Origin of the sequence: Sphingopyxis jiangsuensis (assembly GCF_016734905.1) — a bacterium.
In the GTDB taxonomy this organism is placed as follows: domain Bacteria; phylum Pseudomonadota; class Alphaproteobacteria; order Sphingomonadales; family Sphingomonadaceae; genus Sphingopyxis; species Sphingopyxis jiangsuensis.
Genome location: NZ_JAERPO010000001.1, coordinates 729,073 through 742,808, shown reverse-complemented (window position 1 = coordinate 742,808; position 13,736 = coordinate 729,073). Strand labels below are relative to the sequence as shown.

The window sequence follows — 13,736 nt, the reverse complement described above, 5'->3', positions numbered from 1 at the left end:
CGGGCGGTTTTGGCGGTTTTCAAGGCAAGAGCGGTCCCGATATTTCCCGCGTTACGCCATTGCGAGATCACATCCTCCGCGTCGATCGATCTTCCGCATCAGCCCTGGAGTAACGCGCTGGTCGCCGCCACGACGTCAACCTGACGCATCAGGCTTTCGCCGACAAGAAAGGTCCTGACGCCGCTTTGGGCGAGGCGCTGGCAGTCGGCGTGCGTTGCGATTCCGCTTTCGCCGACGAGCAGGGTCTCGGGCGGAACGAGCCTTGCCAGCCGTTCGGTGACGCCCAGGTCGGTTTCGAAGGTGCGGAGGTCGCGGTTGTTGACGCCGATCAGGCGCGACCGGAGTGTTCCCAGCGCGCGGTCGAGTTCGGCCTCATCGTGAACCTCGACGAGCACGTCCATTTGGCGTTCGATCGCCGCGGCCTCGATCTCGCGCATCGCGCCGTCGTCGAGCGCGGCGACGATGATCAGGATCGCGTCGGCGCCGATTGCGCGCGCTTCGGCGACCTGCCACGGGTCGATCATGAAATCCTTGCGGAGGACGGGGAGGGCGCAGGCGGCGCGCGCGGCTACCAGATAATCCTCATGCCCCTGAAAATAAGGCGCGTCGGTAAGCACCGACAGGCACGCCGCGCCGCCGGCGGCATAGGCGCGAGCGTGGTCGACTGGATTGAAATCGGCTCGTATCAAACCTTTGGAAGGCGAAGCTTTTTTGATTTCGGCGATGAGGGCGAAGCCGCCCGCGTCGATTTTGGCCTGAAGCGCCGCGTGGAAGCCGCGCACCGGCGACGCCGCCACCGCGTCGAGATCGGCGACGCTGCGCATCTTGCGGCGTTCGGCGACCTCGCCCGCCTTGGTTTCAAGAATCTGCGTGAGCTTGTTCATTTATAGGCGATCCAGCAGTTGAGCAGCGCGTTGGCGAGCCCCTTGTCGATGGCTTCGGCGGCTTCCTCGACCCCGTCGACCAGCGTGTCGACCGCGCCCGCGACCACCAGCGCCTCGGCGGCGTTATAGAGCACTGCGTTGCGATAGGCGCCGGTTTCGCCCTGGAACAGCGCGCGGAGCGCATTGGCATTATGCGTAGCATCGCCGCCGCGGAGCGCTTCGACGGGGTGCGACGGGAGGCCCGCGTCAGCGGCATGGCTGCGCTGCATTCGCACGCCGTCGGGGGTGACGACCGCCACCTCGTTGCCGCCCGCGAGCGAGAGTTCGTCGAGCCCCTCGTCGCCCGAAACGACGCGCGAATGTTCGGTGCCGAGCCGGTATAGCGCCTCGGCATAGACGGGGACATAGGCGGGCCGCGCGATGCCGACGAGCTGGCGGGTGACGCGCGCGGGGTTGGCGAGCGGGCCCATGAGGTTGAAGATGGTGCGGCGGCCGAGCGCCTTGCGGATCGGCATGATGCGCTTCATCGCCGGATGATGATGCGCGGCGAAAAGGAAGCAGATGCCAAGGTCGGCGAGCTGCGCCTCCGCATTGGCGGCGGCGCGGTCCATGTCGAGGCCCAGCGCCTCAAGCGTGTCGGCGGCGCCTGCTTTCGACGATGCCGCGCGATTTCCGTGCTTTGCAACCGGAACTTCGCACGCGGCCACAACGATCGCGACGGCGGTCGAGACGTTGAGCGTGTGGTGGCCATCGCCGCCGGTGCCGCACACGTCGATTGCGCCCGCGGGCGCCGCAATCGGGATCAGCCGGTCGCGCATCGCCTGCGCCGCGGCGGCGATTTCGGTCGCCGTCTCGCCGCGATCCGACAGTGCCGCGAGGAAGGCCGCAACCTCGTCGTCGCTGCCGCCGCCGTCGAGCATCGTCGCAAAGGCGAACGCCGCCTCGTCCGCGCCCAGAAAGGCGGCGGGGTCGGGAAAGGGACCGAAGCGGCTCATGCGCGCTGCAGGTCGGCGACGGGCAGCCCCGCGATCCGCAGATAATTGGCGAGCATCGCATGGCCATGCTCGGTCGCGATGCTTTCGGGGTGGAATTGCACGCCGTGGAGCGGCAGCTCCGCGTGGCGAAAGCCCATCACGGCGCCATCGTCGCTGGTCGCGTTGATGACGAGGTCGTCCGGAATATCGACGACCTCGAGGCTGTGGTAGCGCGTCGCGGTGAGCGGCGAGGGCAGTCCCTCGAACAGGCCGCTGGCGTCATGGCAGACGGGCGAGGTCTTGCCGTGCATCAGATGCCCGCGCTGCACCGTGCCGCCGAAATGCTGGCCGATCGCCTGATGCCCGAGACACACGCCGAGCAGCGGCCGCCGCGCCTCGGCACAGGCGGCGACAAGATCAAGGCTGATACCCGCCTCGTTCGGCGTGCAGGGGCCGGGCGAGATGAGGAAACCCGCGGCGTTGCTCGCCATCGCATCGGCGGCGGTGAGCGCGTCGTTGCGCACGACGCTGACCTCTGCGCCCAGCTCGATCAGATAATGGACGAGGTTGAAGGTGAAGCTGTCGTAGTTATCGATGACGAGGATCATGGGGTGGGCCTGTCGAAGGCAATGAATCGGGAACGGGCGAAGGGCGGTTGGCTTACCCTCTCATACCAATTCGCCGCGAAATTGGGGAGGGACCCGAGCAGGGCGAGCAGCGGGTGCCATTTGTCCATTTCTTCGTGGAAAATCCAATAGCGCTCTTCGCAAGATATCTCACAGCAGATCAGGTCGGACGTCAGCTCGTCGCGCTTGAAAAAGGTGACGCGGCGGATGTCGTCGGACGTGAAAGCGGCGAGCTGACTCATTGCCCATATCCCGGCGTACCCGCAAGTCGCACCGCTTCGCGCGCTGCGGCGAAAAGTGCGCCGGCCTTGGCCTCGCATTCGCGCTGTTCATAGGCGGGGTCGCTGTCGGCGACGATGCCTGCGCCCGCCTGGACATGCATGACACCATCCTGGACGATCGCGGTGCGCAGGACGATGCAGCTGTCCATATTGCCGTCGGGGGCGAAATAGCCGACTCCGCCCGCGTAAGGCCCGCGCGCGTCGGCTTCGAGTTCGGCGATGATCTGGCACGCGCGCACCTTTGGCGCGCCGCTGACGGTGCCGGCGGGAAAGCCCGCGAACAGTGCGTCGATCGCGTCCTTGTCGGGCGCGAGGCGGCCGATGACGTTCGACACGATGTGCATGACATGGCTGTAAAATTCGACCGTATAGCTGTCGGTGACGGTCACGCTGCCGCCGACCGACGCGCGGCCGACGTCGTTTCGACCGAGGTCGAGCAGCATCAAATGCTCGGCGCGCTCCTTTGGATCCGCGAGCAGGCTTTCGCGATTCTCGACATCTTCCGCGCTCGTGCGGCCGCGCGGGCGCGTGCCGGCGATCGGGCGGATCGTCACCTCGCCATCCCTCACCCGAACGAGGATTTCGGGCGACGAACCGATGAGCGCGAAGCCGGGGAGGTCGAGGAAGTAGAGGAAGGGCGAGGGATTCACGCGGCGCAGCGCGCGGTAGAGATCGAAGGGCGGCAGGTCGAACGGGGTCGAAAAGCGCTGCGAGAGCACGACCTGAAAAATGTCGCCCGCGGCGATATAGTCCTTCGCCGTCGCGACCATTTCTGCAAAGCGGTCGCGCGGCGTCGCTGGCGCGGCGTCGATGGCGTCAGGGACAAGTGCGGTTTGGGCACGCTCGCCATGCGCGCTCGCGCTCGCCAGGCGTGCGGCGATGCTGTCGAGCCGGTCGGCGGTGTCGTCGATCATCCGGTCGATCGCGGCATCGGCATCGGGCCAGATCGGCGCAATCAGGAACAGCTCGTCGGCAAGCCGGTCGAAGACAAGGATCGTCGTCGGGCGCACGAACACCATGTCGGGCAGACCGAGCCCGTCGCCGTCCGCGCGCGGAATGCGTTCGACAAGGCCGATGGTTTCATAGGCGAAAAAGCCGACGAGCGTCGCGAGCGCCTTGGGTAATCCTTCGGGCACGTCGAAGCGGCATTCGGCGACGAGCGCGCGCAGCGCGTCGAGCGCCGGTCCATGAACGGGCATGAAGGCGTCGCGGTCGCTAGGCCAATTGCGGTTGATGCGCGCGGTATCGCCGCGCACCTCGAACAAAAGGTCGGGGTCGAGTCCGATCAGGCTATAGCGCCCGCGCGTCTCGCCGCTTTCGACCGATTCGAGCACCCAGTCGCCGCGACCCGCCTCGATCAGCTTGAGTGCCGCCGAGACAGGCGTTTCGACGTCGGCGATCAGGCGCTGCCAAACGACCGCGCCCTTGCCCTGCGCCAGCGCTTCGAGCGCGGCGGCGCGTCCTTCGAGGCTCATCGAACGCGCTATTCGGTCACCGGCGCGGTGCCGGTGAGTTCCTGGCGCAGCTGTTCGAGCAGCTCCTTGTTGATTTCGACCCCAGCGCGGCGCTTTGCCTCGGCGGCGAGCTGTTGGACGAACTCATTGCCGATGGCGGGGGCGAGCGGCTGGGCGATCGCGGCAACGCGCTGCGGCTCGATGCCCTTTGGATCGGGGCGCTCGACCTCGCCGAGCGAGAGCACCATCCAGCCCCGATTGCCGGGCACTTCAAGCGTTTTGACGCTGTTCTTTGCCATCGAGAAGAGGAGGGCGAGTTCGGGCGGGACCGGCTGACCGTTCTGGCCGAGTTCGCCGCGGCGGCCGCCGATGGTCTGGACGCTGCCGATGTTGGGACCGGCGGCAGCGACGGCGGCGGCGAACGCCTGCCCGCCCTCGACCGCCTTGACGATCGCGCGCGCCTTGTCGCGAGCGATCTTCTGCCCTTCGGAAAGGCGCCAGTCGGCGAGGAGTTCGCCGCGAATACGCGCGAGCGGCGGCGGCGCGGCCTGGACGATCGACTTCACGGCATAGACCGCAAATTTTTCATTCTCGACAAGCGTTGCGATCGAACCCTCGCCTTCGACCGCCGTCTGGAACGCCTGCTGGAGCATCGGTGCGAGTTCGGCGGGCAGGGTATAGCTGCCGTCGCCGACGACGCGGCCACTGGGCAGCAGGGCAGGGGTTTCGGTGACTTTCAGCCCGCGGTCGGCGGCGACTTCCTCGATCGACGCGCCGCCATTCACAGCGTCCTGGATGCCGTTATAGAAATCGACGATCGCCTCGTTCGCCTTGTTCTTTGCGAGTTCGGCGCGGATTTCGGGGGTGGCGTCGGCGAGTGAGCGAGCGGGGAGCGCGGTAACATCCTCGACGCGCGCCACCGCCCAGCCAAGACTCGTCTGCAGCGGACCGACAAGGTCGCCGCGACTTGCCGCATATGCGGCCTTTGCGGCGGCTTCGCCATTGGTTGCGGCATAGGCCGAACGGGTGAGGTCGCCCGTCGTCGTCGCGGTCAGACCCGATGTCTGGGCGGCGGGAAGTAACGCGGTGCCGCCGCGGACGCGTGCGGCGATGGCATCGGCGGTCGCCTTGTCGGGCGCGATCACCTGCGAAAAGCGGCGCGTTTCGCGCGCGGCATATTGGGCGGCGTTGGCCTTATAGACCTCGGCGACTTCGGCGTCGGTGACGGCGGCGGCGGGGGCCGCGCTCTTGTCGAACACCGCATATTGCAGCACGCGCCGCTCGGGAATTGTGTAGCGCGCGCGATTCTGAGTCAGATAGGTCTGGAGCGCCGCGTCGCCGGGGTCGGTCGAGGGGGCGAAGGGGCTCGCGGGGATGAAGGTCGCCTGGCCCCGGCGCTCTTCGAGGAGCAGCGCTGCATAGGGCTGAGCGAGCGATGTCGCGATGCGCGGAAGCGTGCCAACCGGCGAGGCAAGCTGTTCGGCCAGAAGTTGCTGGCGAATGTCGCGGCGCAGCTGCGCTTCGCTGATTCCGTTCTGTTGAAGGAATGTTTCGAAACGCGTCTGGTCGAAACTTCCAGAGACCCCCGCAAACGCCGGCAGGTCGGCGATGCGGCCGTCGACGAGCCGCTTGCTGACGCCGAAGCCGAGTTCTTTGGCGAATTGTTCGAAGGCCGCACCCTCGATCAGCTGATTCAGCGTCTGGTCAAGCCCGCCCGATTCGATGAAGGCTGTCATCGTCAGTCCGGGTTGCTGCTGGCGCGCATCGTTATAGGCAAGGCGGACGCGATCGCGCAGTTCGCCGACGCCGATATCGGTATCGCCGACGCGCGCCACGTTGGCGCCGCCGACTCCCCCGAAGCTTGAACTGCCCGTGACATCGCTGAGCGCGAAGGCAACACCGACGAGCACGACAAAGGCCAGCGCGATAAATTTGCCGATCGCGGAGGAGAAGAGATTGCGGATGGCGGTGATCATGAAGCGTCAGGTCTTTCGGCGAAGCGCGTGAAGCGCACGGATGCGGGCTGCTTTAGGCGCGCGGCGGTGCTGCATCAAGGCGGGAAAGCGCGATTTGCGCCATCGGCGTGCAGGCGGGTTCAGAGGCGCTTGCCTTTACGGCGCGCGGGCCGCTAGGGGCGGGCGACATCGGACAAGGCGGGAGGATCAGGATATGGCGCGGCGCAAATATATCGTCGGCAACTGGAAAATGAACGGCACAAAGGACGCCCTTGGCGAAGCGCGCGCGATTTTCGAAGCCGCGTCAAACAGGCAGGGTGTCGACGTGGCGCTTTGCCCGCCATTCACGCTGATCGGGCCGATGGTCGCGGAAATCTCCGACGCGGTCGTTGGCGCTCAGGACTGCCACGCTGCCGCATCCGGCGCATTCACCGGGTCCGTTTCTGCCGCCATGCTTTCCGATGCCGGCGCGGCGGTTACCATCGTCGGACATAGCGAACGGCGCGAGGCCTTTGGCGAGGCCGATAGTGACGTCAAGGCGAAGGCCGGGGCGGCGCTGGGCGCAGGGCTTGGCGTCATCCTTTGTGTGGGCGAGCCGCGCGACGTGCGCGAATCGGGCGGCGCGGTGGCGCATGTGCTGGCGCAGGTTGCAGGGTCGCTGCCGGACGATTTCGATCCCGCGCGCCTCGCAATCGCTTATGAGCCGATCTGGGCGATCGGCACGGGTTTGGTGCCGACGGTGGCCGACGTCGCCGAAATGCACGGCGCGATCCGAGGCGCCCTGGCCGAACGGATCGGCGCGGGCGCCGGGCAGCTGCGCATCCTTTATGGCGGTTCGGTGACGGGCGAGAATGCGGCGGAGCTGTTGTCGGCGGGTGATGTCGACGGGGCGCTTGTCGGCGGAGCGAGCCTGACTGCGGCGAAATTCGTGCCGATCATCGAGGCAGCCGCGGCGCTTTGAAAATCGTCGCCCCGCGAATGCGGGGTGGCGCCATCGATGTAGCGCCGACAATTCAGCGGCTCCCGGCTTCGCGGGGGCGACGTATGGGTTGAAGCTGCGGCGCTTCCTCTCTATGTGCGCCGCAGATGCGGTCCGCGTGGGGCCGCGCGCGTTTTCGGGAAAATTCGATGTCGAACCTGTTCACCTTTCTGCTCGTCGTCCAGGCGCTGATTGCCGCCGCGATGATTGCGGTCATCCTGATGCAAAAGTCGGAAGGTGGCGGTCTGGGCGTCGGCGGTAGCCCGGCGGGCCTGCTTTCGGCACGCGGCGCGGCCGATTTCATGACGCGCGCGACGACGGTTCTCGCGTGCATGTTCGTAGGTCTGTCGATCCTGCTCGCCGCAATGGCGTCGGTGGGCCGCGGCGGTTCGACAATCGATACCTCGCTGTCGAAGAGCGCTCAGACGCAGTCGAGCGGCGCAACGCCTTCGTCCCTGACCGGACCTGCGCAGCCGGCCCCCGATGCCACATCGACGGCAGCGCCCGCTCCGGCGACCGACGATCCACTTGCGGCAGCGGCGGCAGCGGCCACCGCGCAGGACGCCCCTGCAGAGGCGCCAGCAAAGAAATAAGCGGCGGCTTCGGCCTCGCACCATAGTCCGCGGGCGGCGGAATTTTTTTCCGCCGCAAGCGATTCGACGGCTTGCGCCGTCACCCTCCTGTTGAGTAAGTCTTTCCTCCCATGGCGCGGTTCATTTTTATCACCGGCGGCGTGGTCTCCTCCCTTGGCAAAGGTTTGATGGCGGCTAGCCTTGCGGCATTGTTGCAGGCGCGCGGATACCGCGTGCGCATCCGGAAGTTCGACCCCTATCTGAACGTCGATCCGGGCACGATGTCGCCCTATCAGCATGGCGAGGTCTATGTGACCGACGACGGGGCCGAAACCGACCTCGACCTCGGCCATTACGAGCGGTTTACCGGTGTTGCGGCGCGGCAGAGCGACAATGTCACCTCGGGCCGAATTTATCAGCAGATCATCACCAAGGAGCGCCGCGGCGACTATCTGGGCGCGACGGTGCAGGTGATCCCGCACGTCACCGACGCCATCAAGGAATTTGCCCGCGCCGACATCGACGACCTCGATTTCGTGCTGTGCGAGATCGGCGGCACGGTCGGTGACATCGAATCGTTGCCCTTTATCGAGGCGATCCGCCAGCTTCGCAACGAAGAGGGGCGCGACCGGACGCTGTCGGTCCATGTCACGCTGGTGCCCTATATCGCCGCTGCGGGCGAGCTGAAGACGAAGCCGACGCAACACAGCGTGCGTGAACTCGCGTCGCTCGGCGTCCAGCCCGACATATTGCTGTGCCGTTGCGAAAAGCCGTTGCCCGAGGGCGAGCGCGCGAAAATCGCGCAATTCTGCAACGTCCGCAAGGAAGCGGTGATTCCCGCGCTCGACGCCGACAGCATCTATTCGGTGCCGGTCCAATATCATGGCGAAGGACTCGACAGCGAAGTGCTGCGCGCCTTCGGCATTTCCGACGCACCCGAACCCGATCTGACGCGCTGGTACGACATCATGGACCGCAAGCGGCACCCCGAGGGCGAGGTGACGATCGGCGTGGTCGGCAAATATGTCTCGCTGCCCGACGCCTATAAATCGCTCAACGAGGCGTTGGTTCACGGCGGACTCGCGAATCGGGTGAAGGTCAATATCCGTTGGCTCGATGCCGAAATGTTCGAGCACGACGAGGAGCTTGCTGCGAACCTCGAACCGATGCACGGCATTCTCGTCCCCGGCGGCTTCGGCGAGCGCGGGTCGGAGGGCAAGATTGCGAGCGTGCGGTTCGCGCGCGAGCGCGGCGTGCCCTTTTTCGGCATCTGCCTCGGCATGCAGATGGCGTGTATCGAGGCGGCGCGGAATACGAGCGGGATCGCGGGCGCGTCGAGCAGCGAATTCGGCCCGACCGACGAGCCCGTTGTCGGCCTGATCACCGAATGGATGAGCGCCGAAGGCCTGCAAAAGCGCGGGGCCGACACCGACCTGGGTGGTACGATGCGGCTCGGTGCCTATGATGCCAAGCTGTCGCCGAACAGCCATGTCGCCGCCGTTTACGGCGCGCACGCCATCAGCGAGCGCCACCGTCACCGTTACGAGGTCAACGGCGCTTATCGCGACGCCCTGGAAAAGGGCGGGCTGGTCTTTTCAGGACTGTCGCCCGATGGCATGTTGCCCGAAATCGTCGAGCGGCCGGACCATCCGTGGTTCATCGGGGTGCAGTTCCATCCCGAACTCAAGTCGAAACCCTTTGATCCGCATCCGCTGTTCAAGGGCTTTATCGAGGCGGCGGTGCGGCAAAGTCGGCTGGTCTGACGCAGGCAACGGGGAAAAGGGCCATGGATCACGCGAAACTCGCAGAGCTACAAGGCCCCGACAGTATTTTTTCCGGCCTGTCGCCGCAGGATTGGGCCGACATCGCCAAGCGCGCGGTGCCGGTCAATTTCACCAAGGGCAAGGAGTTGCTCTCGCAGGGCGACGCGGGTGACAGCCTGCTCATCCTGACCGAGGGCAGCGCGCGCGTATCGTTGCTCACGGCAGGGGGGCGGGAAATCGTGCTCGCCTATGCCGAACCGGGCGCGGTGCTGGGCGAGATCGCGCTGCTCGACGGTGGCGAGCGCACGGCGTCGGTGATCGCCACGAGTGCGGGTAGCGCGCTTCAGCTCGGGCGCAATGCGATGCGCGATTTCGTGACCACCCACCCCGAGTTTTCCTGGTCGCTGATGCAGCAGCTCGCGCGGCGGCTACGGTTGGCCGACCAGACGATCGAAAGCGACCGCGCTTATGCGTCGGGACCGCGGCTCGCGCGCTATCTGAAACGGCTGATCCGCCGCGATGTCGAATCGTCGCACCGCGTCGAGCTGAGCCAGACCGAACTCGGCAATTTTGCCGGTATGAGCCGCGAACATATCAACCGCCAGCTTCGCAGTTGGGAAGAATCGGGAATCATCGCGCTGGAGCAGGGGCGCGTACGGGTGCTCGACCCCGATGTGCTCGACGATATCAGCGAGAGCGAAGGCTAGGCGCCGACCACTGCGCCTATTGCGTTTCTTATCTTTCGGTGCCTTGCGCGTGAGCGCGACCCATCAATCGTAAACGCATCCGTCCAGGCCGTCGCGGCGGACCTGGCCGATACGGGCGCGGATGGTGTTGCCGTACCGGCGCGTGAAGCCCGATGGACTGATGGCGGCGCGCTTTTTGGGAAGCGGTAGGATGGCGGCGATGCGCGCCGCTTCGTCGGGGTTGAGCGTCGCTGCGCCATGTTTGAAATAGCGCTGCGCCCCCGCCTCGACACCATAGGTGCCGATGCCGGTTTCGGCGACGTTCAGATAGACCTCCATGATCCGGCGCTTGCCCCACAAATGCTCGATCAGGAAGGTGAAATAGACCTCCGGCACCTTGCGGAGGTAGCGCGTCCAGCCGCTGCCCTGCCACAGAAAGACATTTTTTGCAGTCTGTTGGCTGATCGTCGAACCGCCGCGCATTCGCTTGCCTTTTGCATTGCGCTCAATCGCCTGCTCGATCGCGTCGGCGTCGAAGCCGTTATGGCTGCAGAACTTCCCGTCCTCGGCAGCGATGGCGGCGCGCACCATATTGCGGTCGATGTTCGACAGGCTCGTCCAGTCCTTGGTGATACCATTGCTGTCGGCCAGCATGGTGAAGGTCACCGGCGGCGGAACAATGCGATAGATCAGCACCCACAGAACCGTGACGACCACGAACCAAAGCAGCCATTTCAGCGGCCTTAGATACCAGGGGAGTTTGCGGCGTTTGGATGATCGAGCGGTGCGGGCCATATCATCCATTTAGCCGCTTGCCGGTCGGCGGCAAGCGGCGCGTTGGGTGTGGTGACACTCAAGCCTTGGGCGGCTCGTCGTCCTTTTTCTGCGTGGCGCCGTCGATCGCATCGCCCGCCTTGGCGGCGGCCTGTTTCGCCTTTTCGGTCGCATCGGCGGCGAGGGCGCGGACCTTGGCTTCGGCCTCCTCTTCCTTGCCGCTCATCACCAGCCACGCCATCACGGCGGCGGCAACCAATGACAAGAGCGCGATCCAATATCCGATTTCCCAGTTGATCTGGATCATCGCGAGTGCGGCGCGGTCCATGTCGCCATTGCCGCCGCTTTTACCGGCTTCTGCAAGGATCGCCTCCTTGCTGTAACGCCAGGTGCCGACGAAAATCAGCACCAGCGCGGCAACCGATGTGCCGAGAACCAGCTTCGCCGACTCGCGGCCGCGCTTGAAGAGCAGGAACAAGCCGCCGGCGATCGCCAGAATTGCGAGGATCAGCCAAAGGTTGACCGCCGCGCCGTCAGCCGCCGACGAGGCCTGTCCCATCGCGGTGATGCGGCCAAAGGCGAGGCCGAAGCCGCTCGCTTCGGCAATTTTCTGGTTGGAACAGCTGACGGTCATCCACGGCAGCAGAAATGCCACCAACGCCAGTCCCTTGGGAATCCGTATCCATTTCCACATAATGTGCCCCCTCCGGTCGAACCGAAGGGGGGAGGCTAGCCTAACCGTACGGGGTGTCAATTCACGCGTTGCCGCGCGCGCGGATCAGGTTGCGATCAGGCGACGGTCGCCGGCGAGCTTGAGCATCGCCTTTTGCAGCTTTTCAAAGGCTCGCACCTCGATCTGGCGCACGCGTTCGCGGCTGACTTCATAGACCTGGCTCAAATCCTCGAGCGTCTTGGGGTCGTCGGTCAGGCGGCGCTCGGTCAGGATGTGGCGCTCGCGCTCATTGAGCGTTTCGAGCGCTTCGGTGAGCAGTTCGTGGCGCACATCGCGTTCCTGCGCTTCGGCCACGCGCTCGTCCTGCAGCGGACCTTCGTCGCCGAGCAGATCCTGCCACTGGCTGTCGCCATCCTCGCCCATCGGGACGTTGAGCGACGTGTCGCCGCCCATCGCCATGCGGCGGTTCATGCTGACGACCTCGTCTTCTGTGACACCAAGGTCCTTGGCGATTTTGGCTACGTTCTCGGGGCTTAGGTCGCCATCCTCGAACGCTTCGAGGTTGTTCTTCATGCGGCGGAGGTTGAAGAAGAGCTTCTTCTGCGCGGCGGTGGTGCCCATCTTTACGAGGCTCCACGAGCGCAGGATGAACTCCTGGATCGACGCGCGGATCCACCACATCGCATAGGTGGCGAGGCGGAAGCCGCGTTCGGGGTCGAATTTCTTCACGCCCTGCATCAGGCCGATATTGCCTTCGGAAATCAGCTCGCTGACCGGCAGGCCATAGCCGCGATAGCCCATTGCGATCTTTGCGACGAGACGGAGGTGCGACGTCACGAGCTGCGCCGCCGCCTCGTTATCGCCATGTTCCTGAAAACGCTTGGCGAGCATATATTCCTGCTCGGGCGTGAGCAGGGGAAATTTGCGGATCTCGGCCAGATAGCGATTCAGGCTGGCTTCGCCGCCCAGCGCTGGCACCACGGCCGGAACATTGCTTTTGTTAGCCATAGGAGAGTGTCTTCCCTAAATCCTGTGCTCAAAATGCCGCGGTTGAACCCGCGCGTCAAAATAGATTTTCAATCGAAACTTAAACGCGCAGTTCATCGATCAGTTCCCGCATATCCGCAGGGATTTCGCTGTCGAGCGCGATCCTGTTACCGTTCACCGGATGAATAAAGCCCAAATGGGCCGCGTGCAATGCCTGCCGCGCAAATCCCCGCGCTTTCAGCACGTCCGAAAGCGGCTTGCGCGCGCGGCCATAGACGGGGTCGCCGACGAGGGGGTGCCCGATATGCGCCATGTGGACGCGCACCTGATGCGTCCGCCCGGTTTCGAGGCGGCATTCGACAAGGGTGGCGCCCGCCAGTGGTTCGAGCGTGCGATAATGCGTCACCGCGCGCTTGCCGCGTCCTGCTGCGACCACCGCCATTTTCTTGCGATTGGTTGCCGAGCGGCCGAGCGCGGCGTCGACCGTACCGTTCGCGGGTATCGGGCGTCCGGTCGCGATCGCGATATAGCGGCGGTCGATGCTGTGCGCGGCGAATTGCTTGGCGAGGCCTTCGTGCGCCTTGTCATGCTTGGCGGCAACGATCAGCCCGCTGGTATCCTTGTCGATGCGGTGGACGATGCCGGGACGCGCGACGCCACCGACGCCCGACAATTGCCCCGCGCAATGGTGGAGAAGGGCGTTGACCATTGTGCCGTCGAGATTGCCCGCGGCTGGATGGACGACCATCCCCGCGGGCTTGTCGACGACGATCAGATGCTCGTCCTCATAGGCGATGACGAGATTGAGGTCCTGCGCGGCATTGTGTGCCGGCGCCGGCACCGGAAGCCGCAATGCGAGCGTTGCGGGCGCGGCGGCCTTGGCCGACGGGTCCCACAGGATTGCGCCGCTTGCGTCGGCGACGCGCCCGCCCTTTATGAGCGTCTTGACGCGTTCGCGCGACAGGTCGGGGAGCGCCTCGGCGAGCGCCCGGTCGAGCCGCAGCCCGGCCGCACCTTCGCCCAGCGTCACGGTCAGAATGTCGTCGTCCCCCTGCATTGAGAGCGATGTGGGCGGGTGGCACGGAAATTCAAGGGGTTCGCCCTTGCCCAAGAGGGGGGCGCTGCCCT

14 protein-coding genes are annotated in these 13,736 nt (G+C 65.4%); 4 read left to right on the top strand and 10 right to left on the bottom strand.

The genetic code is table 11. From position 1 onward, the window contains the following. Positions 1-98: 98 nt before the first annotated feature. From trpC to JI743_RS03695, 6 genes are read right to left on the bottom strand one after another with little or no spacing between them, the layout of a single operon-like run. On the bottom strand, positions 99-884 hold the full coding sequence (gene trpC, locus JI743_RS03720) for an indole-3-glycerol phosphate synthase TrpC (protein WP_201926052.1): 786 nt from the start codon (positions 882-884) through the stop codon (positions 99-101). Then, on the bottom strand, positions 881-1,879 hold the full coding sequence (gene trpD, locus JI743_RS03715) for an anthranilate phosphoribosyltransferase (RefSeq protein WP_201926050.1): 999 nt from the start codon (positions 1,877-1,879) through the stop codon (positions 881-883). Before trpD ends, trpC begins: the two co-directional genes overlap by 4 nt. Continuing rightward, the gene (locus JI743_RS03710) at positions 1,876-2,466 is read right to left on the bottom strand and encodes an anthranilate synthase component II (protein WP_201926049.1); all 591 of its coding nucleotides are present in this window, start codon (positions 2,464-2,466) and stop codon (positions 1,876-1,878) included. Before JI743_RS03710 ends, trpD begins: the two co-directional genes overlap by 4 nt. Next, positions 2,463-2,726 carry a hypothetical protein gene (locus JI743_RS03705; protein ID WP_201926047.1) on the bottom strand — a complete coding sequence of 88 codons (264 nt, stop codon included), beginning with the start codon at positions 2,724-2,726 and terminating at the stop codon, positions 2,463-2,465. The genes JI743_RS03710 and JI743_RS03705 overlap by 4 nt, the downstream gene beginning before the upstream one ends. Then, on the bottom strand, positions 2,723-4,240 hold the full coding sequence (gene trpE, locus JI743_RS03700; protein ID WP_201926045.1) for an anthranilate synthase component I: 1,518 nt from the start codon (positions 4,238-4,240) through the stop codon (positions 2,723-2,725). The genes JI743_RS03705 and trpE overlap by 4 nt, the downstream gene beginning before the upstream one ends. 8 nt (positions 4,241-4,248) lie before the next feature. Then, complete coding sequence (locus JI743_RS03695) at positions 4,249-6,195, bottom strand: peptidylprolyl isomerase (protein ID WP_201926043.1); 1,947 nt, start codon at positions 6,193-6,195, stop codon at positions 4,249-4,251. 193 nt (positions 6,196-6,388) lie between these two features. Between JI743_RS03695 and tpiA the strand changes: the two genes are divergently transcribed. The 4 genes from tpiA to JI743_RS03675 all read left to right on the top strand — a co-directional run bounded on the left by tpiA (position 6,389) and on the right by JI743_RS03675 (position 10,195). Beyond that, positions 6,389-7,135, top strand: coding sequence for a triose-phosphate isomerase (gene tpiA, locus JI743_RS03690; protein WP_201926041.1), 747 nt, complete (start codon positions 6,389-6,391; stop codon positions 7,133-7,135). A 176-nt stretch (positions 7,136-7,311) separates the two neighbouring features. Continuing rightward, positions 7,312-7,746, top strand: a complete 435-nt coding sequence (secG, locus tag JI743_RS03685; RefSeq protein WP_201927271.1) for a preprotein translocase subunit SecG — start codon at positions 7,312-7,314, stop codon at positions 7,744-7,746. 110 nt (positions 7,747-7,856) lie between these two features. After that, positions 7,857-9,488, top strand: a complete 1,632-nt coding sequence (gene pyrG, locus JI743_RS03680; RefSeq protein ID WP_201926039.1) for a CTP synthase — start codon at positions 7,857-7,859, stop codon at positions 9,486-9,488. Between the two features lie 23 nt (positions 9,489-9,511). Then, the gene (locus tag JI743_RS03675; protein ID WP_201926037.1) at positions 9,512-10,195 is read left to right on the top strand and encodes a Crp/Fnr family transcriptional regulator; all 684 of its coding nucleotides are present in this window, start codon (positions 9,512-9,514) and stop codon (positions 10,193-10,195) included. Positions 10,196-10,258: 63 nt separating this feature from the next. Here the strand turns inward: JI743_RS03675 and mtgA are convergent, their stop codons facing one another. The 4 genes from mtgA to JI743_RS03655 all read right to left on the bottom strand — a co-directional run bounded on the left by mtgA (position 10,259) and on the right by JI743_RS03655 (position 13,665). Continuing rightward, positions 10,259-10,969, bottom strand: coding sequence for a monofunctional biosynthetic peptidoglycan transglycosylase (gene mtgA / locus JI743_RS03670; protein ID WP_201926035.1), 711 nt, complete (start codon positions 10,967-10,969; stop codon positions 10,259-10,261). Positions 10,970-11,027: 58 nt separating this feature from the next. Continuing rightward, positions 11,028-11,642: a hypothetical protein gene (locus JI743_RS03665; RefSeq protein ID WP_201926033.1), complete on the bottom strand. Its 615-nt coding sequence runs from the start codon at positions 11,640-11,642 to the stop codon at positions 11,028-11,030. Positions 11,643-11,726: 84 nt separating this feature from the next. Beyond that, positions 11,727-12,629, bottom strand: coding sequence for an RNA polymerase sigma factor RpoH (gene rpoH / locus JI743_RS03660; RefSeq protein WP_201926031.1), 903 nt, complete (start codon positions 12,627-12,629; stop codon positions 11,727-11,729). A 79-nt stretch (positions 12,630-12,708) separates the two neighbouring features. Beyond that, positions 12,709-13,665 carry an RluA family pseudouridine synthase gene (locus JI743_RS03655; RefSeq protein ID WP_201926029.1) on the bottom strand — a complete coding sequence of 319 codons (957 nt, stop codon included), beginning with the start codon at positions 13,663-13,665 and terminating at the stop codon, positions 12,709-12,711. Positions 13,666-13,736 lie beyond the last annotated feature (71 nt).

What these genes read in the sequence shown, in the direction of transcription:
- trpE (WP_201926045.1), bottom strand. Translation starts at nt 4,240, where the DNA reads ATGAGCCTCGAAGGACGCGCCGCCGCGCTCGAAGCGCTGGCGCAGGGC.
- tpiA (WP_201926041.1), top strand. Translation starts at nt 6,389, where the DNA reads ATGGCGCGGCGCAAATATATCGTCGGCAACTGGAAAATGAACGGCACA.
- rpoH (WP_201926031.1), bottom strand. Translation starts at nt 12,629, where the DNA reads ATGGCTAACAAAAGCAATGTTCCGGCCGTGGTGCCAGCGCTGGGCGGC.
- trpC (WP_201926052.1), bottom strand. Translation starts at nt 884, where the DNA reads ATGAACAAGCTCACGCAGATTCTTGAAACCAAGGCGGGCGAGGTCGCC.
- trpD (WP_201926050.1), bottom strand. Translation starts at nt 1,879, where the DNA reads ATGAGCCGCTTCGGTCCCTTTCCCGACCCCGCCGCCTTTCTGGGCGCG.
- JI743_RS03655 (WP_201926029.1), bottom strand. Translation starts at nt 13,665, where the DNA reads ATGCAGGGGGACGACGACATTCTGACCGTGACGCTGGGCGAAGGTGCG.
- JI743_RS03710 (WP_201926049.1), bottom strand. Translation starts at nt 2,466, where the DNA reads ATGATCCTCGTCATCGATAACTACGACAGCTTCACCTTCAACCTCGTC.
- JI743_RS03695 (WP_201926043.1), bottom strand. Translation starts at nt 6,195, where the DNA reads ATGATCACCGCCATCCGCAATCTCTTCTCCTCCGCGATCGGCAAATTT.
- JI743_RS03665 (WP_201926033.1), bottom strand. Translation starts at nt 11,642, where the DNA reads ATGTGGAAATGGATACGGATTCCCAAGGGACTGGCGTTGGTGGCATTT.
- JI743_RS03705 (WP_201926047.1), bottom strand. Translation starts at nt 2,726, where the DNA reads ATGAGTCAGCTCGCCGCTTTCACGTCCGACGACATCCGCCGCGTCACC.
- JI743_RS03675 (WP_201926037.1), top strand. Translation starts at nt 9,512, where the DNA reads ATGGATCACGCGAAACTCGCAGAGCTACAAGGCCCCGACAGTATTTTT.
- pyrG (WP_201926039.1), top strand. Translation starts at nt 7,857, where the DNA reads ATGGCGCGGTTCATTTTTATCACCGGCGGCGTGGTCTCCTCCCTTGGC.
- mtgA (WP_201926035.1), bottom strand. Translation starts at nt 10,969, where the DNA reads ATGGCCCGCACCGCTCGATCATCCAAACGCCGCAAACTCCCCTGGTAT.